The sequence below is a fragment of the Streptomyces sp. NPDC050842 genome (genome assembly GCF_044456565.1).
GTDB lineage: Bacteria > Actinomycetota > Actinomycetes > Streptomycetales > Streptomycetaceae > Streptomyces.
In genome coordinates, this window is the sequence record NZ_JBITGA010000010.1 from 112,242 (window position 1) to 133,018 (window position 20,777).

At 72.6% G+C, this 20,777-nt stretch carries 19 protein-coding genes; 7 read left to right on the top strand and 12 right to left on the bottom strand.

The genetic code is table 11. From position 1 onward, the window contains the following. Positions 1-10: 10 nt before the first annotated feature. Positions 11-1,162, bottom strand: coding sequence for a glycerate kinase (locus ACIBG6_RS30290; RefSeq protein WP_399225873.1), 1,152 nt, complete (start codon positions 1,160-1,162; stop codon positions 11-13). A gap of 112 nt (positions 1,163-1,274) precedes the next feature. Here ACIBG6_RS30290 and ACIBG6_RS30295 point away from each other — a divergent pair, with 112 nt between their 5' ends. The 4 genes from ACIBG6_RS30295 to ACIBG6_RS30310 all read left to right on the top strand — a co-directional run bounded on the left by ACIBG6_RS30295 (position 1,275) and on the right by ACIBG6_RS30310 (position 5,324). Continuing rightward, entirely contained in the window at positions 1,275-2,954 is a 1,680-nt protein-coding gene (locus tag ACIBG6_RS30295; RefSeq protein ID WP_399225874.1) for a BCCT family transporter, read from the top strand. Positions 2,955-2,960: 6 nt separating this feature from the next. Next, entirely contained in the window at positions 2,961-4,043 is a 1,083-nt protein-coding gene (locus ACIBG6_RS30300) for an ADP-ribosylglycohydrolase family protein (RefSeq protein ID WP_399225875.1), read from the top strand. Continuing rightward, positions 4,040-4,534, top strand: coding sequence for an NUDIX domain-containing protein (locus ACIBG6_RS30305; protein ID WP_399225876.1), 495 nt, complete (start codon positions 4,040-4,042; stop codon positions 4,532-4,534). Before ACIBG6_RS30300 ends, ACIBG6_RS30305 begins: the two co-directional genes overlap by 4 nt. Positions 4,535-4,604: 70 nt before the next feature. Continuing rightward, complete coding sequence (locus tag ACIBG6_RS30310) at positions 4,605-5,324, top strand: SIR2 family NAD-dependent protein deacylase (RefSeq protein WP_399225878.1); 720 nt, start codon at positions 4,605-4,607, stop codon at positions 5,322-5,324. Between the two features lie 19 nt (positions 5,325-5,343). Here ACIBG6_RS30310 and ACIBG6_RS30315 read toward each other — a convergent pair whose 3' ends face one another. From ACIBG6_RS30315 to ACIBG6_RS30340, 6 genes are all read right to left on the bottom strand, one after another. Beyond that, complete coding sequence (locus ACIBG6_RS30315) at positions 5,344-5,847, bottom strand: methylated-DNA--[protein]-cysteine S-methyltransferase (protein ID WP_399225879.1); 504 nt, start codon at positions 5,845-5,847, stop codon at positions 5,344-5,346. A gap of 6 nt (positions 5,848-5,853) precedes the next feature. After that, a complete protein-coding gene (locus ACIBG6_RS30320; RefSeq protein ID WP_399225880.1) occupies positions 5,854-7,341 on the bottom strand; it encodes an AlkA N-terminal domain-containing protein in 1,488 nt (495 codons plus the stop codon). A 60-nt stretch (positions 7,342-7,401) separates the two neighbouring features. Beyond that, on the bottom strand, positions 7,402-8,172 hold the full coding sequence (locus tag ACIBG6_RS30325; RefSeq protein ID WP_399226089.1) for a metallophosphoesterase: 771 nt from the start codon (positions 8,170-8,172) through the stop codon (positions 7,402-7,404). A 140-nt stretch (positions 8,173-8,312) separates the two neighbouring features. Further along, positions 8,313-8,933 carry an L-threonylcarbamoyladenylate synthase gene (locus ACIBG6_RS30330; RefSeq protein ID WP_329620389.1) on the bottom strand — a complete coding sequence of 207 codons (621 nt, stop codon included), beginning with the start codon at positions 8,931-8,933 and terminating at the stop codon, positions 8,313-8,315. Positions 8,934-8,942: 9 nt separating this feature from the next. Continuing rightward, positions 8,943-10,346: a phytoene desaturase family protein gene (locus ACIBG6_RS30335; protein ID WP_399226090.1), complete on the bottom strand. Its 1,404-nt coding sequence runs from the start codon at positions 10,344-10,346 to the stop codon at positions 8,943-8,945. A gap of 81 nt (positions 10,347-10,427) precedes the next feature. After that, positions 10,428-11,264, bottom strand: coding sequence for an inositol monophosphatase family protein (locus ACIBG6_RS30340; protein ID WP_399225881.1), 837 nt, complete (start codon positions 11,262-11,264; stop codon positions 10,428-10,430). 119 nt (positions 11,265-11,383) lie between these two features. Here ACIBG6_RS30340 and ACIBG6_RS30345 point away from each other — a divergent pair, with 119 nt between their 5' ends. The 3 genes from ACIBG6_RS30345 to ACIBG6_RS30355 all read left to right on the top strand — a co-directional run bounded on the left by ACIBG6_RS30345 (position 11,384) and on the right by ACIBG6_RS30355 (position 14,379). After that, positions 11,384-12,451 carry a biotin/lipoate A/B protein ligase family protein gene (locus ACIBG6_RS30345; RefSeq protein WP_399225882.1) on the top strand — a complete coding sequence of 356 codons (1,068 nt, stop codon included), beginning with the start codon at positions 11,384-11,386 and terminating at the stop codon, positions 12,449-12,451. Positions 12,452-12,556: 105 nt separating this feature from the next. Further along, positions 12,557-13,375 (top strand): isocitrate lyase/phosphoenolpyruvate mutase family protein, encoded by an 819-nt coding sequence (locus tag ACIBG6_RS30350; protein WP_399225883.1) that lies wholly within the window; start codon positions 12,557-12,559, stop codon positions 13,373-13,375. Positions 13,376-13,587: 212 nt separating this feature from the next. Continuing rightward, positions 13,588-14,379, top strand: coding sequence for a serine protease (locus ACIBG6_RS30355; RefSeq protein ID WP_399225884.1), 792 nt, complete (start codon positions 13,588-13,590; stop codon positions 14,377-14,379). Here ACIBG6_RS30355 and ACIBG6_RS30360 read toward each other — a convergent pair. The 5 genes from ACIBG6_RS30360 to ACIBG6_RS30380 form a co-directional block, all read right to left on the bottom strand. Further along, the gene (locus ACIBG6_RS30360; RefSeq protein ID WP_399225885.1) at positions 14,333-15,877 is read right to left on the bottom strand and encodes an NCS1 family nucleobase:cation symporter-1; all 1,545 of its coding nucleotides are present in this window, start codon (positions 15,875-15,877) and stop codon (positions 14,333-14,335) included. The genes ACIBG6_RS30355 and ACIBG6_RS30360 overlap by 47 nt on opposite strands. Before the next feature lie 83 nt (positions 15,878-15,960). Then, on the bottom strand, positions 15,961-16,977 hold the full coding sequence (locus ACIBG6_RS30365; RefSeq protein WP_399225886.1) for a TIGR03842 family LLM class F420-dependent oxidoreductase: 1,017 nt from the start codon (positions 16,975-16,977) through the stop codon (positions 15,961-15,963). 23 nt (positions 16,978-17,000) lie between these two features. Continuing rightward, positions 17,001-18,404, bottom strand: coding sequence for a dihydropyrimidinase (gene hydA, locus ACIBG6_RS30370; RefSeq protein WP_399225887.1), 1,404 nt, complete (start codon positions 18,402-18,404; stop codon positions 17,001-17,003). A 57-nt stretch (positions 18,405-18,461) separates the two neighbouring features. Then, positions 18,462-19,742, bottom strand: a complete 1,281-nt coding sequence (locus ACIBG6_RS30375) for an aspartate aminotransferase family protein (RefSeq protein ID WP_399225888.1) — start codon at positions 19,740-19,742, stop codon at positions 18,462-18,464. Further along, positions 19,739-20,581: a nitrilase-related carbon-nitrogen hydrolase gene (locus ACIBG6_RS30380; protein WP_399225889.1), complete on the bottom strand. Its 843-nt coding sequence runs from the start codon at positions 20,579-20,581 to the stop codon at positions 19,739-19,741. The genes ACIBG6_RS30375 and ACIBG6_RS30380 overlap by 4 nt, the downstream gene beginning before the upstream one ends. Between the last annotated feature and the right edge of the window lie 196 nt (positions 20,582-20,777).

A 20,777-nucleotide genomic window follows, 5' to 3' on the forward strand; every position in this document is an offset into this window, starting at 1 on the left:
GTACGTGCGTCTACGCCAGGAAGTCGCGGGCGATGTTCGCCGCGACGTCCTCCAGGAGCGGGCCCGCGTTCGCGATGCACTTCGCCGTGTCCGGCTCGATGGCGGTGAGCGGGTAGGCGCGGCGGATGCCGGCCGTGCCGAGGGCCTCGGGCGGGAGGGCCAGGCGGCCGCAGACCGCGACGACCTCCTTGCCGGCCGCGCGGGCCGCCGCGGCGACGCCCGCCGGGGCCTTGCCGTGGAGGGTCTGCTCGTCGAGCGAGCCCTCGCCGGTGATGACGAGAGTGGCCCGCTCCAGGGCGGGGGCGAAGCCGAGGACCTCCAGCATCAGCTCGATGCCGGGGCGGAAACTCGCGCCGAGGATGAGGGCGCCGTAGCCGATGCCGCCCGCGCCGCCGGCGCCGGGAGCCACGGCCGCTTCGGCCGCCTTGGGGCCGATGGCCTTCTCCAGGACGGTGGCGAAGTGGGCGAGGGCCGCGTCCAGGGTGCGGACGTCGTCCGGGGTGGCGCCCTTCTGCGGTCCGTAGACGGCCGGGGCGCCCTTGGGGCCGGTGAGCGGGTTGTCGACGTCGCTGGCCAGGATCAGGTCGACCGAGGTGAAGCGCGTGTCGAGGCCGGTCAGGTCGGCCGTGGCCAGCTCGGCGAGGGCCGCGCCGCCGGGGCCGACGGGCTCGCCGGCCTCGTCGAGGAAGCGGGCGCCGAGCGCGGCGAGCATGCCGGCGCCGCCGTCGGTGGTGGCGCTGCCGCCCACGCCGAAGACGACGGTGGTCGCCCCCGCGTCCAGGGCCGCGCGGAGCAGCTCCCCGGAGCCGTAGGTGGTCGCGGTCAGCGGGGCGAAGACCCCGGCGGGGAGGAGCTGGAGGCCGGAGGCCTCCGCCATCTCGACGACCGCGGTGGTGCCGCGCAGCGCGTAGGCCGCGGTGACCTGCTCGCCGAGCGGTCCCGTGACCTGCACCTCGCGGCGCTCGAAGCCGGCCGCGACCGCGGCCGCGACGGTGCCGTCGCCTCCGTCGGCCACCGGCAGCGTCTCCACCGTGAGCTCGGGGACGACCCGTCGCAGTCCTGCTGTGACCCGCTCCGCGACCTGTACGGCCGTGAGCGAACCCTTGAACTTGTCAGCCGCCACGAGTACGTGAGCGACCTGAGTTGCTGCCCCGTCCGTCACCTTGCATCCCTTGCTTTCGAACGTGCAGTCGCGCCAGGGCCGACCCTATCCGTACCCCCAGACGGCGTGCCACCCCCTGATAAGACGATATTCCGCACCATAGTGGGGTCACATGAGTACGGAACCGATCGAACGGACCCCGCGTGAGCGGTTCGCGCCCGATGTCAAGGTCATCGGCATCGGGATCGCGGCCGTCGTGGCGGTCGTCGCCTGGGCGGCCCTGGGCGAGGACTCCTTCGACAGCGCCTCGTCCACCGCCCTCCAGTGGGTGCTGTCCAACTTCGCCTGGCTCTTCGTGGTCGCCGCGGACACCTTCCTGGTCCTGTGCGTGGTGATCGCGCTGAGCCGCTTCGGCCGGATCAGGCTGGGCGCGGACGACTCGGAACCGGAGTTCACGAACCTCGCGTGGATCGCGATGATGTTCAGCGCCGGCATGGGCATCGGTCTGATGTTCTACGGGGTCGGGGAGCCGCTCCAGCACTTCCTGAGCCCTCCCCCGGCGAGCGGCGTCCCTGCGGGGTCGGGCGCGGCGGCCCGTACCGCCATGGAGTACTCGTTCTTCCACTGGACGCTCACCCCGTGGGCGATCTACGGCATCGCCGGTCTCGCCCTCGCGTACGCGGGCTTCCGCAAGGGCCGCGGCAACCAGCTGAGCTCGGCCTTCGTGCCGCTGATCGGGGCGCGCCGGGCGGCTTCCTGGCCCGGCAAGGCGATCGATCTGCTCGCGGTGTTCGCGACCGTCTTCGGTACGGCGACGAGTCTGGGGCTCGGCGCCCTCCAGGTGGCCGAGGGGCTGAACCTGACGATGGGCGTGGAGAACTCCACCTCCACCCAGCTGATCATCATCGTCTCGCTGTCGGCGGCCTTCGTCCTGTCGGCGTTCTCGGGGCTCCACAAGGGCGTGAAGTGGCTCTCCACCCTGAACATCGTCCTGGCCGCCTGCCTGATGTTCTTCGTCTTCCTCCTCGGCCCGACCGTCTACATCCTGGACACCATCCCGGCCTCGGTCGGCGGCTATCTGCACCAGCTGCTGCCGATGGCGAGCCGCACGGGCGCCTTCACGGACCCCGACTGGCTGGGCGTGTGGACGATCTTCTACTGGGCGTGGTGGCTGTCCTGGGCGCCGTTCGTCGGCACCTTCATCGCCCGGATCTCGCGCGGCCGGACGATCCGCGAGTTCCTGATGGGCGTGCTGCTCGTCCCCTCCGGCGCGACCGTGGTGTGGTTCTGCGTCATGGGCGGTACGGCCATCCGGCTGCAGTCGACGGGCGAGGCGGACCTGGCGACGGCGGTCGCGGACGGGCCGGAGGCCTCGCTGTTCGCGATGCTGGACGCGCTGCCGATCGGCACGGTGACCTCGGTCATCGCGATGATCCTGGTGATGACGTACTTCGTCACGAGCGCGGACTCGGCCTCGCTGGTCATGGGGTCGCTGACGAGCCGCCGCTCGCTGCACCCGCCGACCTGGCTCGTGGTGACCTGGGGCGTCCTGATGGCGGCCGTGGCGGCGGTGCTGCTCGTCGTCGGCGGGCTGAACTCGCTCCAGACGGCGACGATCCTCGTGGCGCTGCCGTTCGTGGTGGTCATGCTCGTGCTGTGCTTCGCGCTCCTGAAGGAGCTGCGGGAGGACCCAGGGGCGGGCCCGGTCCGGCACCACCCCCTGCACGGGATGCGGGACGCGGTGCGGACGCTGGTCGGCGAGGCGATGACCGAGCAGGGCGGCGGCGGCCACCACCACCGGCTGCGCCGGGCGGCGAAGGCCCGTACCGACACGGAGGAAGAGGAGGGCTGACCCGCCATGGAGCAGGCGCACAGGGAACTCACCCGCGCGGAACTCGCCGACCGGATCCTGGGCGGCTGGACCGGCCGCATCGCCGGGAACATGCTCGGCAAGCCCGTGGAGCGCGGCGACCACTGGACGCGCGCGCACATCGACGCGTACCTGCGGCTCACGGACGCGCTCCCGCTGACCGACTACCTGCCGCCCCCGCCGCCCGGGGCGACCGGTTTCGAGCTGCGTCCCGAGTGGCCCCGGTGCGTGCGCGGCGGGATCGACGGGAGCTGCCGGGACGACGACGTCGACTGGTCGGTCCTCGGGCTGCACCTCCTGGAGACCCGGGGGTTCGCGTTCACGACCGAACAGGTCGGCGAGGAGTGGCTGCTGCGGCTGCCGTACCTCCAGACGTTCACGGCCGAGCGGGTCGCCTACCGGAACCTCGCGAACGGGCTGAGGCCACCGCTGACGGCGACGTACGACAACCCGTACCAGGAGTGGATCGGCGCGCTGATCAGGGCCGACGTCTACGGCTGGACCTGCCCGGGGGATCCGCGCCGGGCCGCCTCGCTCGCCCGCCGGGACGCGGTCCTCTCGCACACGGGGAACGGCGTGTACGGGGCGATGTGGGCGGCGGCGCTGATCGCCGCCGCCTTCACCGCGCCCGACGTCCGGTCCGCCCTGGAGGCGGGTCTGGAGCGGGTCCCGGCGAGCAGCCGGCTCGCCCGGACCGTACGGGGGACGATCGCCCTGTACGAGTCCGGGCTCGGCTGGTCCGAGGCGCTGGCCGAGCTGGAGGAGCGGACGGCGGGGCTCGGCTGGATCCACACCGTCCCGAACGCGGCGGTCCTGACCGCCGGACTCCTGTACGGCGAGGGGGACTTCACGCGCACGATCGCGCTGACCGTGCGCGGCGGCCTCGACACGGACTCCAACGGCGCGACGGCGGGCTCGGTGGCCGGGGTGATGTGCGGGGCGGCCGCGATCCCGCCGCAGTGGTCGGAGCCGCTGCGGGACCGGGTGAGCAGCGCGGTCTTCGGCTACGACGGGGTGCGGATCACCGAACTCGCCGAGCGGACGCTGCGGCTGGCTAAGCTGACGGAATGACCACCACCGACTACGCCGCGTACATCGCCGGCCTCCCCCGCGTCCTGGCCGCCGCCGCCGCGCTGTTCCGCGACGCCGAGGGCCGGGTCCTCGTCGTGGAGCCGAACTACCGCGACGGCTGGGCGCTGCCGGGCGGCACGATCGAGTCCGACGGCGGCGAGACGCCGCGGGAGGCAGCACGCCGGGAGACGGCGGAGGAGATCGGCCTGGACGTCCCGCTCGGCCCGCTGCTCGCCGTCGACTGGTCGCACGGCACGGAGCGGCCGCCGATCGTGGCGTACGTGTACGACGGCGGGGTGCTGCCCGAGGAGCGGTTCGCGGAGATCCGACTCCAGGAGGAGGAGTTGCTCTCCTGGAAGCTGATCGACCGCGGGGAGGTCACCGCCCACCTGCCGGGCAGCCTGGGCCGGCGCGTCCTCGCCGCGCTGGACGTCCTGGAGACGGGCCGGGGTCCGGTGGAGCTGGAGAACGGTCACCCCGCGCGGGGATGACGCCGGCCCGGCCCGTCACACCCGGAAAACCCGTTCGCGGGAGCGGTTCGGCGCTGCCTAGGCTCGTCGTATGACGATGGTCGCGATTCTCAGTGGAGCCGGTATCTCGACGGACTCGGGCATCCCGGACTACCGGGGGCCGAACGGCGTCTGGCGCCAGGACCCGGAGGCCGAGCGGCTCGTCACGTACGGGCCGTACATGGCCGACCCGGAGATCCGCCGCCGCTCGTGGCGGATGCGACTCGACGGACCCGCCCTGAGCGCCGAGCCGAACGTGGCGCACCACGCGATCGCCGCGTACGAGCGGACGAGCGGCCACGCGCTGCGGGTGATCACGCAGAACGTGGACGGGCTGCACCAGGCCGCCGGGGTGCCCGCGCGGAAGGTCCTCGAACTCCACGGCTCCGCGCGGTCGGTGGTGTGCACGGCGTGCCACGCCCGCTCCTCGATGGAGGAGGCGCTCGACCGGGTGCGGGCCGGTGAGGACGACCCGGCGTGCCGGGTGTGCGGCGGGATCCTGAAGTCGGCGACGGTCATGTTCGGGCAGCGGCTCGACCCGGTCGTGCTCGGCGATGCCATGTCGATCGCCAAGGCCACGGAGGTGTTCGTGGCGGTCGGGAGCAGCCTCCAGGTCCAGCCGGCGGCGTCGCTCGCGGGGATCGCCGCCGAGCACGGCGCCCGGCTGATCATCGTGAACGCCGAGCCCACCCCGTACGACCCCGTCGCCGACGAGGTCGTACGCGAGCCGATCGGCACGGCGCTGCCCGCGCTGCTCGACCGGCTCCGGTAGGCGGCTCCCGCAGGCGCTCTCAGAAGAGGCCCGCGGGTTCCTCCGTCCCCGATTCGAAGGCGAGCAGGCGCTGCTTGCGGTCCAGGCCGCCGCCGTAGCCGGTGAGGCTTCCGCTCGCGCCGACCACGCGGTGGCAGGGGACGACGATGCCCACGGGGTTCTTGCCGTTGGCGAGGCCGACGGCCCGGGAGGCGGCGGGGTTGCCGAGGGCCTCGGCCAGTTCGCCGTACGTCCGGGTCTCCCCGTACGGGATGCGGCACAGTTCCGCCCAGACCCGGAGCTGGAACGGGGTGCCGACCAGGTGGAGCGGGAGGTCGAACTCGGTGAGCTCGCCCGCGAAGTAGGCGTCGAGCTGCCGGACGGTCTCGCCGAAGGGGCGGGGGTCGGGCTCGCCGAAGGTCTCCTCGGGCGGGCGGTGGCGCTGGCCGGTCATGTGGATGCGGCTGAGGACGCCGTCGACGGCGACGAGGGTCAGCGGCTCGTACGGGCTGTCGACGACGGTGTGGCGGACGGTGGCGGGCATGGTGGTTCAGCTCTCCTCACCGGGCAGGTGGTTGATGGGGTGGTCGTCGGTGGCCCAGAGGTACTGGACGGCGTAGGCGCGCCAGGGCCGCCAGTCGGCGGCGCGGGCGGTGAGCGCGGCCGGGGTGCCGGGCAGGCCGAGGCCCTCGGCGGCGCGGCGGACGCCGAGGTCGCCGGGGAGGAAGGCGTCGGGGTCGCCGAGCGCCCGCATCGCGATGATCTCGGTGGTCCAGGGGCCGAAGCCCGGCAGGGCGAGGAGCCGGGCGCGGGCCTGCTCGCGGTCGTCGGCGGGGCCGAGGGTGAGCGAGCCGTCCGCGAGCGCCCCCACGAGGGTGAGGAGCGTGGTGCGGCGGCTGCGCGGCAGGGCGAGGCTCTCCGGGTCGAGCGCGGCGAGGGCCTCGGGGCCGGGGAAGAGGTGGGTGAGGCCGCCCTCGGGGTCGTCGATGGGGGTGCCGTACGCGGTGACCAGACGGGCCGCGTGGGTGCGGGCGGCTGCGGTGGAGACCTGCTGGCCGAGGACGGCCCGGACGGCGAACTCGGCGGGGTCGACGGTCCCGGGCACCCGGCGGCCGGGCGCCGCGTCGACGAGGGGCGCGAGGAGCGGGTCCGTGCGCAGCCGGTCGTCGACGGCCACGGGGTCGGCGTCGAGGTCGAGGAGCCTTCGGCAGCGGCTGATCGCGTGGGTGAGGTCGCGGGGGTCGGTGAGGAAGAGGCGGCAGGCGATGTGGTCGGCGCGGGGTGCGAGGCCGACGATGCCGTGTCCGTACGGGAGGCTCAGCGTCCGCCGGTAGGCACCGTCGCGCCACTCCTCCACGCCGGGGACGGCGGTCGCGGCGAGGTGCCCGAAGAGGTTGGACGGTTCGAGGGGCGCGCGGAACGGCAGCCGGAGGCTGATCACCCCGGGGGTGGTGGCGGCCTTGGCGGCGTGGGGGCGGGTCGCCCGGGCGCGGAGCTCCCCGGGGGTGAGGCCGAAGACCTCGCGGACGGTGTCGTTGAAGGTCCGGATGGAGGAGAAGCCGGCGGCGAAGGCGATCTCGCCCATCGGCAGCGGGGTGGTCTCGATGAGGACCCGGGCGGTCTGGGCGCGCTGGGCGCGGGCGAGGGCGAGCGGTCCGGCGCCGAGCTCGGCGAGGAGCTGGCGCTCGATCTGGCGGGTGGACCAGCCGAGCCGCCGGGCGAGCCCGGGGACGCCCTCCCGGTCGACGACGCCGTCCTGGATGAGCCGCATGGCGCGGGCGACGGCGTCGGCCCGGACGTGCCACTCGGGCGAGCCGGGGCTGGTGTCGGGCCGGCACCGCTTGCAGGCCCGGAATCCGGCGCGCTGGCAGGATGCGGAGCTCGGGTGGAACTCCATGTTCTCGGGCTTGGGCGGGACGACCGGGCAGCTGGGCCGGCAGTAGATCCGGGTGGTGCGGACGGCGGTGAAGAACACGCCGTCGAAGCGGGCGTCCTTCGACTGGACGGCCCGCACGCAGCGCTCGGTTTCGGTGTGCATGGTTCCAGGATCGGGGACGGGCGGCTCGCGGGCTGGCGAGAAAACGACATGGACGTCACCTCACATGGCGACGGTCCTGTAGTGGGTCGTCAGCCTGCCGTCCTCGGCGAGGACGTGGAAGGCGAGCGCGGGCGGCAGATCGAGGTGGACGTGCGGCGAGTCCGGCCCCGGGTTCTCCCAGGGGAGGCGGAGGGCGGAGACGACACCGGGTGCCACGAGGAGCGGGCGCCCGGCGAAGGTGGTGGCGGCCGCCGTGTGCGCGTGGCCCGCGAGGAAGGCCGTGAGGTGGGGGTGGCGCTCGGCGAGGGCGGCGAGCCGCTCCTCGCCGAACTGCCGGATCCCGTCCACGTACGGGGTGTGCAGCGGGACCGGCGGGTGGTGGAAGGCGACGAGGACGGGCACCTCGCGCGGGGTGGAGCCGAGGACGCCGTCCAGCCACTCCAGCGTCTCGTCCTCCAGGAAGCCCTCGTCCTTGCCCGGCACCGAGGAGTCGCAGAGGGCCACGACGAAGCCCTCGCCCCGGAGCACCTGGTTGACGGGCGCGTCCGGGCGGGCCGTGACCCCCTCCGCCGGTGCGAGGAGGCCTGCCCGGAAGGCGGCGCGGTCGTCGTGGTTGCCGGGGCAGACGAGCAGCGGGTGACGGGAGGTCAGCAGCTCACGGACGACCGCGTACTCGTTCGCCGTCCCGTGGTCGGCGATGTCCCCGGTGACGAGGACGGCCGCCAGGTCGTACGGCAGCTCCTCCAGGTAGCGCAGGACCGCGCGGGTGCGGTCGACGCTGCGCGGTTCCCCGTCGACATGGATGTCACTGACCTGGGCGATGACGATCACGAGACTCGGTCCTCCGTCGGTTCCGGCGAGCGGCTGCTCGCACGACCGTACGGCGCTCACGGTCCTGACCGTAAGGGCCGGTTCGGGAGCGGTGGCCTGCTCCCGGCACCCCGCCCCCTGTCCCCGCCCTGTCCCTCTCCCTACTCGAACCGCGTCGTGTCCCCGGCCCCGCGCCGGACGATCTCGGGCTCCCCGCTGGAGAAGTCGACGACGGTGGTCGGTTCGGTGCCGCAGTCGCCGGAGTCGACGACCACGTCCACCTGGTGGTCGAGGCGCTCCTTGATCTCCCAGCCCTGCGTCAGGGGTTCGGCCTCGTCGGGCAGGAGCAGCGTGCTGGAGAGCAGCGGTTCGCCGAGTTCCGCGAGGAGCGCCTGGGTGACGACGTGGTCGGGGATGCGGACGCCGACGGTCTTCTTCTTGGGGTGCAGCAGCTGGCGCGGCACCTCCTTGGTGGCGGGCAGGATGAAGGTGTACGGCCCGGGGGTCGCGGCCTTGACCGCGCGGAAGACGTCGTTGTCGATGTGCACGAGCTGGCCCAGCTGGGCGAAGTTCTGGCACATGAGCGTGAAGTGGTGGCGGTCGTCGAGGTCGCGGATCGCGCGGATGCGGCTGATGCCGTCGCGGCTGCCCAGTCGGCTGCCGAGGGCGTAGCAGGAGTCGGTCGGGTACGCGACGAGCGCCCCGTTCCGGATGCTGTCGGCCACCGAGCCGATGGTGCGCGGCTGGGGGTTGTCGGGGTGCACGTCGAAGTACTTGGCCATGGGGGCAGTCTATTTTCGCAGTCGGCGCCAGACCGCCTTCGCCGCGTTGTGGCCGGACATGCCGTGGACTCCGGGGCCGGGCGGGGTCGCGGAGGAGCAGAGGAAGACCGCCGGGTGCGGGGTCGCGTAGGGGCGGAGCGAGAGCGTGGGACGCAGCACGAGCTGGAGGCCTCGGGCGGCTCCGCAGGCGATGTCTCCGCCGACGTAGTTGGCGTTGCGGTCGGCGAGTTCGGGGGGTCCGGCGGTGGCGCGGGCCAGGACGCGGTCGCGGAAGCCGGGTGCGAAGCGCTCGATCTGACGCTCGATGGCGTCGGTGAGGTCGCCCCGCCAGCCGTTCGGCACGTGTCCGTACGCCCAGAAGACGTGCTTGCCCTCGGGGGCGCGGGAAGGGTCGACGAGGCTCGGCTGGGCGGTGATGAGGAAGGGCGCGTCGGGGGCGGTGCCGGAGGAGGCCTGGTGCAGGGCGGTGTCGATCTCGCCGGCGGTGGGGCCGATCTGGACGGTGCCGGCGCGCCGGGGTTCCTCGGCGGTCCAGGGCACGGGCCCGTCGAGCGCGTAGTCGATCTTGAAGACGCTTGCGCCGTACTTGTAGTGGTCGTAGTGCCCGCCGAAGCCGGCGATCCGGGCGAGGGCGGTGGGCGAGGTGTCGAAGACGTAGGCGCGGGCGGGCGGCAGGTCGTCGAGCCGCTTGACCTCGTAGTCGGTGTGGACGGCGCCGCCGAGGTCCTTGAGGTACGCGGCGAGGGCGTCGGAGATCGACTGCGAGCCGCCCCGGGGCATCGGCCAGCCTCCGGCGTGCGCGGCGAGTGCGAAGACGAGGCCGACGGCTCCGGTGGCGAAGCCACCGAGCGGGGCGATGACATGGCCGACCAGGCCGGCGAAGAGCGCGCGGGCCTTCTCGTCCCGGAACCTTCGCATCAGCCAGGTCGCGGGCGGCAGTCCGTCGATGCCGAAGCGGGCGAGGGTGACGGGGTCGCGGGGCAGTCCGGTGAGCGGGAGCTGCATGAAGTCCCGTGCGAGGGTGTCCCACTTGCCGATGTAGGGGGCGACGAGCCGGCGGTACGCCCCGGCGTCGCGCGGGCCGAAGGAGGCGGCGGTCTCGGCGACGGAGCGGGCCAGGACGGCGGCGGTGCCGTCGTCCCAGGGGTGGGCCATGGGCAGTTCCGGGTGGAGCCACTCCAGGCCGTACCGCTCCAGCGGCATCGTCTTGAAGACGGGCGAGCCGACGCCGAGGGGGTGCACGGCTGAGCAGGGGTCGTGACGGAATCCGGGGAGGGTGAGCTCCTCGGTCCTGGCGCCGCCGCCGACCGTCGACTTCGCCTCGAAGACGGCGACGGAGAAGCCGCGCCGGGCCAACTCCACCGCCGCGGTCAGTCCGTTGGGGCCCGCTCCCACGACGACGGCATCGAGCATCGACGTCTCGTTCGTCACCTTCGGACTCCTTCGTCAGCCGATGGCCAAGGCTCTCAGGATAGGCCGGTGGACCCCCGCGCCTCACGCGCCCCCGAGAAGCGTCCGGATCCGTTCGGCGGTGGCCGCGTCCCTGGCTGCCGTGAACGGCAGTGCGTTCCCTCCGGCGATACGGAACGGCTCCCCGGCGATCGTGGTGTGCGCGCCGCCCGCCTCGACGACGAGGAGCAGTCCGGCCGCGTGATCCCACGCGTACTCCCAGGAGAAGGCGGTCCCGGAGAGCACGCCGCGGGCCACGGCGAGGTACTCGAGACCGGCCGAGCCGCACGGACGCGGGGCGACGCCCTCCACCCGCAGGCCGAGCAGGGCCTGCTTCTGCTCCGGGGTGGTGTAGTCGGGGTGGGAGGCGGCGACCTCCAGGACCTCGCCGGGCGCCGGCGAACCCGACCGTATCGGCTGCCCGTTGAGCGTGGCCCCGCGACCGCGCACCGCGACCGCCATCAGGTCCAGGGCCGGGGCGAAGGTCCAGGAGGCGAGGAGCTCGCCGCGGACGGCGAGGGCGACGAGGGTGCAGAAGCCGGGGTCGCCGTGGACGAACTGACGGGTGCCGTCGACGGGGTCGACGATCCAGACGGGCGCGTCGCCGCGCAGTGCCTCGTACACGGCGGGGTCGGCGTGGACGGCCTCCTCGCCGACGACGACGGAGCCGGGCAGCAGGGCGGTCAGCGAGGTGGTGAGGTGGGCCTCGGCGGCCCGGTCGGCGACGGTGACCAGGTCGTGCGGCCCGTTCTTCTCCACGATCTCGTGCGCGGCGAGCTGCCGGAAGCGCGGCATGATCTCGGCGGCGGCCGCCTTGCGGACCGCCTCCTCCACCTCGGTCGTACGGCCGCCGAGGACGTGCTCAAGGAACTCTTCGATCATGCCCCCAGCTAAGCACGGGGCACTGACAACCGGAATGCCGCACTTGTCACCCGCTGTTCTCCCCAGGAGTACCCTTTGGCCCCTTGATTGAGTTCGCCCCTTATCTGCAGGGAGGGTCCGTGCACGGCGCGTTCCACGGCGAGTACAAGGTCCCCGGCGGCAAGCTGGTGGTCGTCGACCTCGACACCGAGGGCGGTGTCCTGCGGAACGTCCGGGTCGCGGGCGACTTCTTCCTGGAGCCCGACGAGGCGATCCTGGCGATCGACCGGGCCCTGGAGGGCGCGCCGGCCGACACGGACGCCGCCGGGCTCGCGGCGCGGATCGACGCGGCCCTCCCGCCGGGCACGCAGATGTTCGGGCTGACCGCCGAGGGCGTCGGAGTGGCGGTCCGCAGGGCCCTCGCGCACGCCACGGACTGGACCGACTACGACTGGCAGCTGATCCACGAGCCGCCGCAGGCACCCGCGCTGCACATGGCCCTCGACGAGGTCCTGACGGCCGAGGTGGCGGCCGGTCACCGGCCGCCCACCCTGCGCGTCTGGGAGTGGGGCGCCCCCGCGGTGGTCATCGGCAGCTTCCAGTCCCTGCGCAACGAGGTCGACCCGGCGGCCGCCGAGCGCCACGGCATCCAGGTGGTGCGCCGGATCAGCGGCGGCGGGGCGATGTTCATCGAGCCGGGCAACACGATCACGTACTCGCTCTCCGTCCCGGACGCGCTCGTGCAGGGGCTCTCCTTCGCCGACAGCTACGCCTATCTCGACGACTGGGTGCTCGGCGCGCTCGGCGACATGGGGATCAAGGCCTGGTACCAGCCGCTGAACGACATCGCGACGGACGCCGGGAAGATCGCGGGCGCGGCGCAGAAGCGGATGGTCGGGGGCGGCGGCGCGGTCCTGCACCACGTGACGATGGCGTACGACATCGACGCGGACCGGATGACGGAGGTGCTGCGGATCGGCCGCGAGAAGCTCTCCGACAAGGGCACGAAGAGCGCGAAGAAGCGGGTGGACCCGCTGCGGCGGCAGACGGGGCTGCCGCGCGAGGCGGTGATCGAGCGGATGATCGACTCCTTCCGCGGCCGGTACGGCCTGTCGGAGGGCGCCCTCACGGAGGACGAGCTGACGCGGGCGAAGGAGCTGGCGGAGACGAAGTTCGGCACGGCGGAGTGGACGGCCCGGGTGCCGTAGGACTGCTCTGCGACGGCTCCGCACGTCGTCCGACCGGCACGGGCCTCGACGTTGGTGTCGCATACCTGCCAGAAGGCGGGCGGTGGTCGATGGTTGACTGCGCCCATGACCCTCGCACCGGCGGATCGTGCCCGCCTCTTCCGCTCCCTGCACACCTCGCCTGCCCCTCTCGCGCTCGCCAACGCCTGGGATGTCGCAAGCGCCCGTGTCATCGAGGCCGCGGGGGCCCCCGCGATCGCCACCACCAGCGCCGGCGTCGCCTGGTCGCTGGGTTCTCCGGACGGTGACGTCCTCACCCGTGACCGAGCGCTGGACCTCGTCGCCCGCGTCGTCGCGGCCGTGGCGGTTCCCGTCACCGCCGACATCGAGGGTGGGTACGGGAACGACGCCACCGGTGTTGCCGAGACCGTCGCCGGAGTGCTCGCAGCGGGCGCTGTCGGCGTCAACATCGAGGACGGCACGCGGCCCCCGGGGGAGCTCGCCTCGCGGCTGGCCGTGGCCAGGCAGACCGCCGACCGGGCGGGCGCGGACCTGTTCCTGAACGCGCGCATCGACACCTTCCTGTTCGGTCTCGGCGACCCGGAAACCCGTCTGAAGGAGACCCTCGCCCGGGCGCGCGTGTATGTCGACGCGGGTGCGGACGGCATCTTCGTCCCCGGCGTCACCGACGCCGACACCATCGCGGCTTTGGCCGGGGGTATCTCCGTACCGCTGAACGTCATGGCCGGCCCCGGCGCCCCGACCGTTGCCGAGCTCGGCGCCCTCGGCGCGGCGCGAGTCAGTCTCGGCTCGGGGGTGGCGCAGGCCGCCTACGCCGCTGCCCGCCGCGCGGCGCGGGAGCTCTTCGGCACCGGCGAGTACCGATCCCTCGCCGAGGGCATCGACTTCCCCGAACTCAACGGGCTGCTCGCCGAGCCCCGCTGAACGGCCCGGCAGCCGGCCGGCCCCCGACCCGCACCGGTGACCGCTCCCCGCCTTGATCGTTGAAGTCCGGACGGGCCGGAGCGGGCCGTGGTGACGGGCGGAGGAAACGTCTCCGCATGCCTCCGCCGGCCCCGGGGAAACGCCGCCGACAGTTCGGAGATGCCGTGGGACGCATGGGATGCATGGGACGGATGAGAAGGCTGCGAAGGCTCGTGGCCACGGCCACGGGGGCGGCGCTGGCCCTGAGCCCCCTCGGCCCCGCCCCGGCGGCGCACGCGATCGTCGGAGGCCAGGAGGCGAAGCCGCACCAGTACCCGTTCATGGCGGGGCTCGTGGACCTCGCCGAGCAGCGGGTGGTGTGCGGCGGGGCGCTCGTCACCGACCGGTACGTGCTCACCGCCGCCCACTGTCTGACCGGCTCCTACAGCGACCCCGCCCGGCTGGGCGTCCTCCTGGGTGACCACGACCTGACGACCGGGGACGACAGCCCGTACACCGTGCTCGCGACGCCGGAACGGTTCGTCGTGCACCCCGACTACGACCCGGAGACCCAGCGGAACGACATCGCGCTCGTCCGGCTGGCCGAACCGGTCGCGTACAACCGCGGAGTGAGCCCGGTCGGGCTGCCCGCCCCGTACTCCCACGACACCTTCGACCACACGCAGGTCGAGGTCCCCGGGTGGGGCGCCACCTCGTTCGGCGGCCGGACCTCCGACGTCCTGCGCACGGTGGTCCTCGGCACGATGAGCAACCCGACGTGCGTGGACCGGGGCATGGCCCACGTCGCCGCCCCGCAGATCTGCACCTACGCCCCCGGGCGCGACACCTGTCTGTACGACTCCGGCGGCCCCCTCGTCCGCAAGGTCGGGCGGAAGCCGTACCTGGTCGGCCTGGTCTCCTACGGGAAGGGCTGCGCGACCGACACCCCGGCCGTGAACACCCGCGTGTGGTCCTACCTCAGCTGGATCGGGAGGACGACGGGGAAACGCCCCGCCGCCTCATGAGCGCGACGTAGAGGAGCAGAGAGGCCGCCAGTCCCACGGCCCAGCCGTAGTCGGCGAGGGGCTTGAGGAAGGGGATGAGGCCGTCCTCGGGGAACGGGCCGGTGCCCGGCGCCGAGTGGGAGCCGCCGACGGCGAGGACGCCGCCGACCGCGAACGCGAGGACGGCCGCCGGGTTCCAGCCGCCCCGGTACCAGTACGGCCCGTCCGCCCGGTACAGCCCTTCGAGGTCGAGCGCGGTGCGGCGGACGAGCCAGTAGTCGGCGATGAGGATGCCGGCCACGGTGCCGAGGAGGCCGCCGACCAGACCGAGCCAGGTGAAGATGTAGAGCTCGGGGGTGGCGGTGAGCTTCCACGGCATGATGAGGACGCCGACGACCCCGGTGATCAGCGCGCCCGTACGGAAGTTCACGAGCTTCGGCGCGAGGTTGGCGAGGTCGTACGCCGGGGAGACGACGTTCGCCGCGATGTTGACCGACAGGGTCGCGACGAGGACGGTCACCAGGGCGAAGAGCAGCCCGAAGACGTTGTCGGCCTTGGCGGCGAGCTCCACCGGGTCCCAGACGGGCGCTCCGTACACGGCCTGCGAGCCGGACGTGACGAGCACCGAGAGCAGCGCGAACAGGGTCATGGTGGTGGGCAGGCCGAGGGTCTGGCCCCACACCTGGGCCCGCTGGCCCGCCCCGAAGCGCGTGAAGTCGGGGATGTTGAGGCTGAGCGTCGCCCAGAAGGCGATCATGCCCATGAGGGCGGGGAAGAAGACCGGCCAGAAGTCCGCGCCCCAGCCGAGCCGGGAGGGCTGGTCGAGGAGGGGGCCGAGGCCGCCCGCCTTGACGGTGATCCAGACGAGGAGGGCGAGCGCGCCGACGATGACGAAGGGCGCGGCCCAGTTCTCGAAGCGGCGCAGGGCGTCCATGCCCCGGTAGATGATGGCGAGTTCGAGGGCCCAGAAGAGGACGAAGCAGAGCCAGAGGGTCCAGGGCTGGCCGCCGATCCTCGACGCCTCCGCCCAGCTGCCGCCGAAGACCTTGTCGAGGAGGATGAAGACGCCCTGTCCGCCGATCCAGGTCTGGATGCCGAACCACGCGCAGGCGACGCCGGCGCGGATGAGGGCGGGCAGGTTGGCGCCGCGCAGTCCGAAGGAGGCGCGGGCGAGGACCGGGAACGGGATGCCGTACTTGGGTCCGGCGTGCCCGGTGAGGAGCATCGGCAGGAGGACGACGACATTGGCGAGGGCGATGGTGAGGACGGCCTGCTTCCAGTCCATGCCGAGGGCGACGAGACCGGAGGCGAGCATCCAGGAGGGGATGTTGTGCGCCATGCCGACCCAGAGGGCGGCGAAGTTGTACGTGGTCCAGCGGCGCTCCGCGACGGGGACGGGGAGCAGGTCGTCGTTGACGAAGCGGGGGTCGGTGGGGGCCGTGCCGGGCGCGAGCTCGGCACGGCCGTCGGCTATGGCGGGTCTTCCGGAGGAGGCGGGGGCGGAGTCGGTGGCGGTCATGGCGGCGGAACCCTTCGTTCGTTCGGCGGGGACTGGCGGCGGAACGAGGCCGTGCGGGGCGTGGGGGGTTCGGCGGCGCGGGGTCAGGGGCGGAGGACGGGGATGATCTCGCTGCCGTACGCGTCGATGGTGCCCTCGCGGTTGTCGTGCATGTTGTAGACGGCGAACTGGTCCACGCCCATGTCCCGGAGGCGGCGCAGCTTCTCGATGTGCGCGTCTGCGGGGCCGAGGAGGCAGAAGCGGTCGACGATCTCGTCGGGGACGAAGGCGGTGTCGGGGTTGTCGGCGCGGCCGTGGTGGCTGTAGTCGTACCCCTGCCGGTCCTTGATGTACGCGGTGAGCGCCTCCGGCACCATCCCCGAGTGCTCGCCGTACTTGGCGACCAGGTCCGCGACGTGGTTGCCGACCATGCCGCCGAACCAGCGGCACTGCTCGCGGGCGTGGGTCAGGGCCTCGGGAGAGTCGTCGGCCGTGACGTAGGCGGGGGCGGCGACGCAGATCGTGAGGGCGTCGGGGTCGCGGCCGGCGTCGGTGGCGGCCTGCCGGACCGCCTTGACCATCCACTCCGTGAGGAACGGGTCGGCGAGCTGGAGGATGAAGCCGTCGGCCTTCTGTCCGGCGAGGGCGAGGGCCTTGGGGCCGTACGCCGCCATCCAGACGGGCAGCTTGCCCTCCTTGATCCAGGGGATGCGGATCGGGTTGCCGTCGACGAGTGCCTCGCGGCCCTCGGCGAGGTCGCGGATGACGTCGATGGCCTCGCCGAGCCGGGCGAGGGTGTTGGGCCTGCGGCCCGCGACGCGCATGGCGGAGTCGCCGCGGCCGATGCCGCAGACGGTCCGGTTGCCGTACATGTCGTTGAGGGTGGCGAAGGTGGAGGCGGTGACCTCCCAGGTGCGCGTGCCCGGGTTGGTGACCATGGGGCCCACGTGCAGTTTCGTGGTGTGTTCGAGGATGCGGCTGTAGATGACGAAGGGTTCCTGCCACAGCACGGCGGAGTCGAAGGTCCAGCCGTAGCGGAAGCCGTTCCGCTCCGCCCGGCGCATCAGGCCGACGACCTGCGAGGCGGGCGGGTCGGTCTGCAGGACGAGTCCGAAGTCCACGCGGGGACCTCCTGGTTCGGGGTTCAGTTCAGGTACTGGCAGGTGGAGCGGGGGGTGAAGGCGCCGTGTCCGGCACGGCCGGTGAACTTCCGCTGGTCGATGACGAGTTCGCCGCGCGAGAGGACGGTCTCGACCTGTCCGGTGATCGCCTTCCCCTCGTACGCGGAGTAGTCGACGTTCATGTGGTGGGTGGTCGCGGAGAGGGTCTGGCGGGCGTTCGGGTCGTAGATGACGACGTCGGCGTCGGCGCCGGGCGCGATCGTGCCCTTCTGCGGGTAGAGGCCGAACATCCGGGCGGGTGTGGCGCAGGCGATCTCGATCCAGCGGCGCCGGGAGATGTGCCCTTCGACGACGGCCTGGTGGAGGAGGTCCATGCGGTTCTCCACGCCCGGCAGGCCGTTGGGGATCTTGGAGAAGTCCCCGCGGCCGAGGTCCTTCTGCCCCGTGAAGCAGAAGGGGCAGTGGTCGGTGGAGACCACCTGGAGGTCGTTGGTCCGCAGCCCGCGCCAGAGCGCGGCCTGGTGCTCCCTGGGGCGGAGCGGGGTGCTGCACACGTACTTGGCGCCCTCGAAGCCGGGCTCCGCGAGGTTGTCGGTGGAGAGGAAGAGGTACTGGGGGCAGGTCTCGCCGAAGACGGGCAGCCCCTTGTCGCGGGCGGCGGCGATCTCGGCGACCGCCTCCTCGGCGGAGACGTGGACGACGTAGAGCGGCGCTCCGGCGACCCGGGCGAGCTGGATCGCGCGGTGGGTGGCCTCGGCCTCCAGGAGGACTTTGCGGACCTCCCCGTGGTAGCGGGGGTCGGTCTCGCCGCGGGCGAGCGCCTGCTCGACGAGGACGTCGATGGCGATGCCGTTCTCGGCGTGCATCATGATCAGCCCGCCGTTGTCGGCGGAGCGCTGCATGGCGCGCAGGATCCGGCCGTCGTCCGAGTAGAAGACCCCCGGATACGCCATGAAGAGCTTGAACGAGCTCACGCCCTCCTGGACGAGCCGGTCCATCTCCTTGAGCGTGTACTCGTTCACGTCGGAGAGGATCATGTGGAAGCCGTAGTCGATCGCGCAGTTGCCGTCGGCCTTGGCGTACCAGGTGTCGAGTCCTTCACGGAGGCTCTGGCCGACGGTCTGGACGGCGAAGTCGACGATCGTGGTGGTGCCGCCCCAGGCGGCGGCGCGGGTGCCGGTCTCGAAGGTGTCGGAGGCGGCGGTGCCGCCGAAGGGCAGCTCCATGTGGGTGTGGGCGTCGACGCCGCCGGGCAGCACGTAGCGGTCGGTCGCGTCGATGGTCCGGTCGGCGGTCCAGCCGGCGGCCGCGTCCGAGCCGTGGGCGGCGAGGGCGGCGATCCGGCCGTCCTCGATCAGCACGTCGGCGTGGATCTCGTCGGCGGCGGTGACGACGAGACCGCCCCGGATGAGGGTACGGGTGCTCACGGGACCCTCCTGCGTGAGTAGGGGTGAACGACAGGGAAGCGGGCTGAAGGGCGTGAACTACAGGGCTCTGAGCGCCTCTTCGAGGATCGCGGCGCCTTCCTCGGCTTCGGCGACGGTGAGCGAGAGCGGCGGGGCGATCCGCAGGGCGCTGGTGTTGTGTCCGCCGCCCTTGCCGATGAGCAGGCCGTTCTCCCGGGCCGCCTCCAGGACGGCGGAGGCCGCGTCCGGGTCGGCGCGGTCGGTGCCCGGCTCGGTGAGTTCGATGCCGATCATGAGGCCCCGGCCCCGGACCTCCCGTACGGCGTCCACGCCCGCGACGGCGGCCCGTACGCGCTCGATGAGGAGGCCGCCGACGCGGCGGGCGTTGCCCTGGAGGTCGTGCTCCAGGAGGTAGGAGAGGTTGGCCAGGCCCGCGGCCATGGTGATCGGCGAACCGCCGAAGGTGGAGATGGAGTTGGCGTCGATGCAGTTCATGATCTCGGCGCGGGCCACGACCCCGCCGACGGACATGCCGTTCCCGATGCCCTTGGCGAAGGTGAGGATGTCGGGCGGCCCGGCCTGGCCGTGGGCCTGCCAGCCCCAGAAGTGGTCGCCGGTGCGGCCCCAGCCGGTCTGCACCTCGTCCGCGATCCAGAGGATGCCGTGCCGGTCGAGGACGCGCCGGAAGGCGGCGTACAGGCCGTCGGGCGGGGAGGTGAAGCCGCCGACGCCCTGGACGGGTTCGGCGATGAGCGCGGCGACGTCCCGGGTGTGGCCGAGGAGGTCTTCGAGGTCGGCGACGCAGGCGTCGACGAACCGCTCGTCGGTGTACTGGGCGTAGGGGCCGCGGTTGCGGACGCCGCCGTGCACGTACAGCGTCTGGAGCGGCGAGAGGCCGGTCGGCGACCAGGAGCGGTTGCCGGTGATGCCGACGGTGGAGAAGGAGCGGCCGTGGTAGCTGTTGCGCATCGCCAGGATCTGGTTCGAGCGGCGGTACGCGGTGGCCAGGAGCAGGGCCGTGTCGTTGGCCTCGGTGCCGGAGGTGGTGAAGAAGACGCGGGCGTCGGGGATGCCGGAGAGGCCGGCGATCCGCTCGGCGAGCTCCACCATGGGCCGGTTGAGGTAGAGCGTCGAGGAGTGGACGATCCGTCCGGCCTGCTCGGCGACGGCCTTGGTGACCTCGGGCAGCGCGTGCGCGGTCATCGTGGTGAGGATGCCGCCGAAGAAGTCGAGGTACTTGCGCCCGTCGGCGTCCCAGACGTGGCGGCCCTCGCCGTGGGTGATCTCGATGGGGTCGCGGTAGTAGAGGGCGACCCAGTCGGGGATGACGGCCTTGTGCCGGTCGTACAGGCTGCTCACGGCTGCACCAGCCCGTCGTACGCGTCGGGGCGGCGGTCCCGGTAGAAGGCCCACTGCTGCCGGACTTCTTCGATGAGGCGGAAGTCGAGGTCGCGGACGACGAGTTCCTCGGTCTTGTCGGAGGCGACCTCGCCGACGAACTGGCCGCGCGGGTCGACGAAGTAGCTGGTGCCGTAGAAGTCGTTGTCGCCGTACTCCTCCTGGCCGACGCGGTTGATCGCGGCGACGAAGTACTCGTTGGCGACGGCGGCGGCGGGCTGTTCCAGCTGCCAGAGGTAGGACGAGAGACCGCGCGAGGTGGCCGACGGGTTGTAGACCAACTGTGCGCCGTTGAGGCCCAGTTGGCGCCAGCCCTCCGGGAAGTGGCGGTCGTAGCAGATGTAGACGCCGACCCTGCCGACGGCGGTGTCGAAGACCGGCCAGCCGGCGTTGCCCGGGCGGAAGTAGTACTTCTCCCAGAAGCCCTTGACCTGCGGGATGTGGTGCTTGCGGTACTTGCCGAGGTAGGTGCCGTCGGCGTCGATGACGGCCGCGGTGTTGTAGTAGAAGCCCTCGCCCTCGACCTCGAAGACGGGGACGACGATCACCATCCCGGTCTCCCGGGCGAGCGCCCGCATCCGGTTGACCGTGGGGCCGTCGGGGACGGGCTCGGCCCAGCGGTAGTGCTCGGGCTCCTGGACCTGACAGAAGTAGGGGGCGTTGAACACCTCCTGGAACCCGATCACCTTGGCACCCTGCCGGGCGGCCTCCCGGGCGTGCCCCTCGTGTTTGGCGATCATGGATTCGGTGTCGCCCGTCCAGGTCGCCTGGACGAGCGCGGCGCGTACGACGTCGGTCATGAGCTGCTCCTTCGGCACGGCGTCAGAGAGCCTCTACGCCCGTAGACGCGGGGCGTAGGAGGAGAACGTAAGCCCCGTCACACCCCGGAGCAAGACCACCGTCGCGAAGCGGCGGCGTCGATCATGTTTCATACCCGAGTGGTCCACGTCGGACACGTACCGACACGTACCCGCAAGTAACGACACGTGCCCGGGG

Coding starts and splice junctions, on each gene's coding strand:
- ACIBG6_RS30295 (WP_399225874.1), top strand. CDS start 1,275: ATGAGTACGGAACCGATCGAACGGACCCCGCGTGAGCGGTTCGCGCCC.
- ACIBG6_RS30300 (WP_399225875.1), top strand. CDS start 2,961: ATGGAGCAGGCGCACAGGGAACTCACCCGCGCGGAACTCGCCGACCGG.
- ACIBG6_RS30305 (WP_399225876.1), top strand. CDS start 4,040: ATGACCACCACCGACTACGCCGCGTACATCGCCGGCCTCCCCCGCGTC.
- ACIBG6_RS30310 (WP_399225878.1), top strand. CDS start 4,605: ATGACGATGGTCGCGATTCTCAGTGGAGCCGGTATCTCGACGGACTCG.
- ACIBG6_RS30315 (WP_399225879.1), bottom strand. CDS start 5,847: ATGCCCGCCACCGTCCGCCACACCGTCGTCGACAGCCCGTACGAGCCG.
- ACIBG6_RS30320 (WP_399225880.1), bottom strand. CDS start 7,341: ATGCACACCGAAACCGAGCGCTGCGTGCGGGCCGTCCAGTCGAAGGAC.
- ACIBG6_RS30330 (WP_329620389.1), bottom strand. CDS start 8,933: ATGGCCAAGTACTTCGACGTGCACCCCGACAACCCCCAGCCGCGCACC.
- ACIBG6_RS30335 (WP_399226090.1), bottom strand. CDS start 10,346: ATGCTCGATGCCGTCGTCGTGGGAGCGGGCCCCAACGGACTGACCGCG.
- ACIBG6_RS30340 (WP_399225881.1), bottom strand. CDS start 11,264: ATGATCGAAGAGTTCCTTGAGCACGTCCTCGGCGGCCGTACGACCGAG.
- ACIBG6_RS30350 (WP_399225883.1), top strand. CDS start 12,557: ATGACCCTCGCACCGGCGGATCGTGCCCGCCTCTTCCGCTCCCTGCAC.
- ACIBG6_RS30360 (WP_399225885.1), bottom strand. CDS start 15,877: ATGACCGCCACCGACTCCGCCCCCGCCTCCTCCGGAAGACCCGCCATA.
- ACIBG6_RS30380 (WP_399225889.1), bottom strand. CDS start 20,581: ATGACCGACGTCGTACGCGCCGCGCTCGTCCAGGCGACCTGGACGGGC.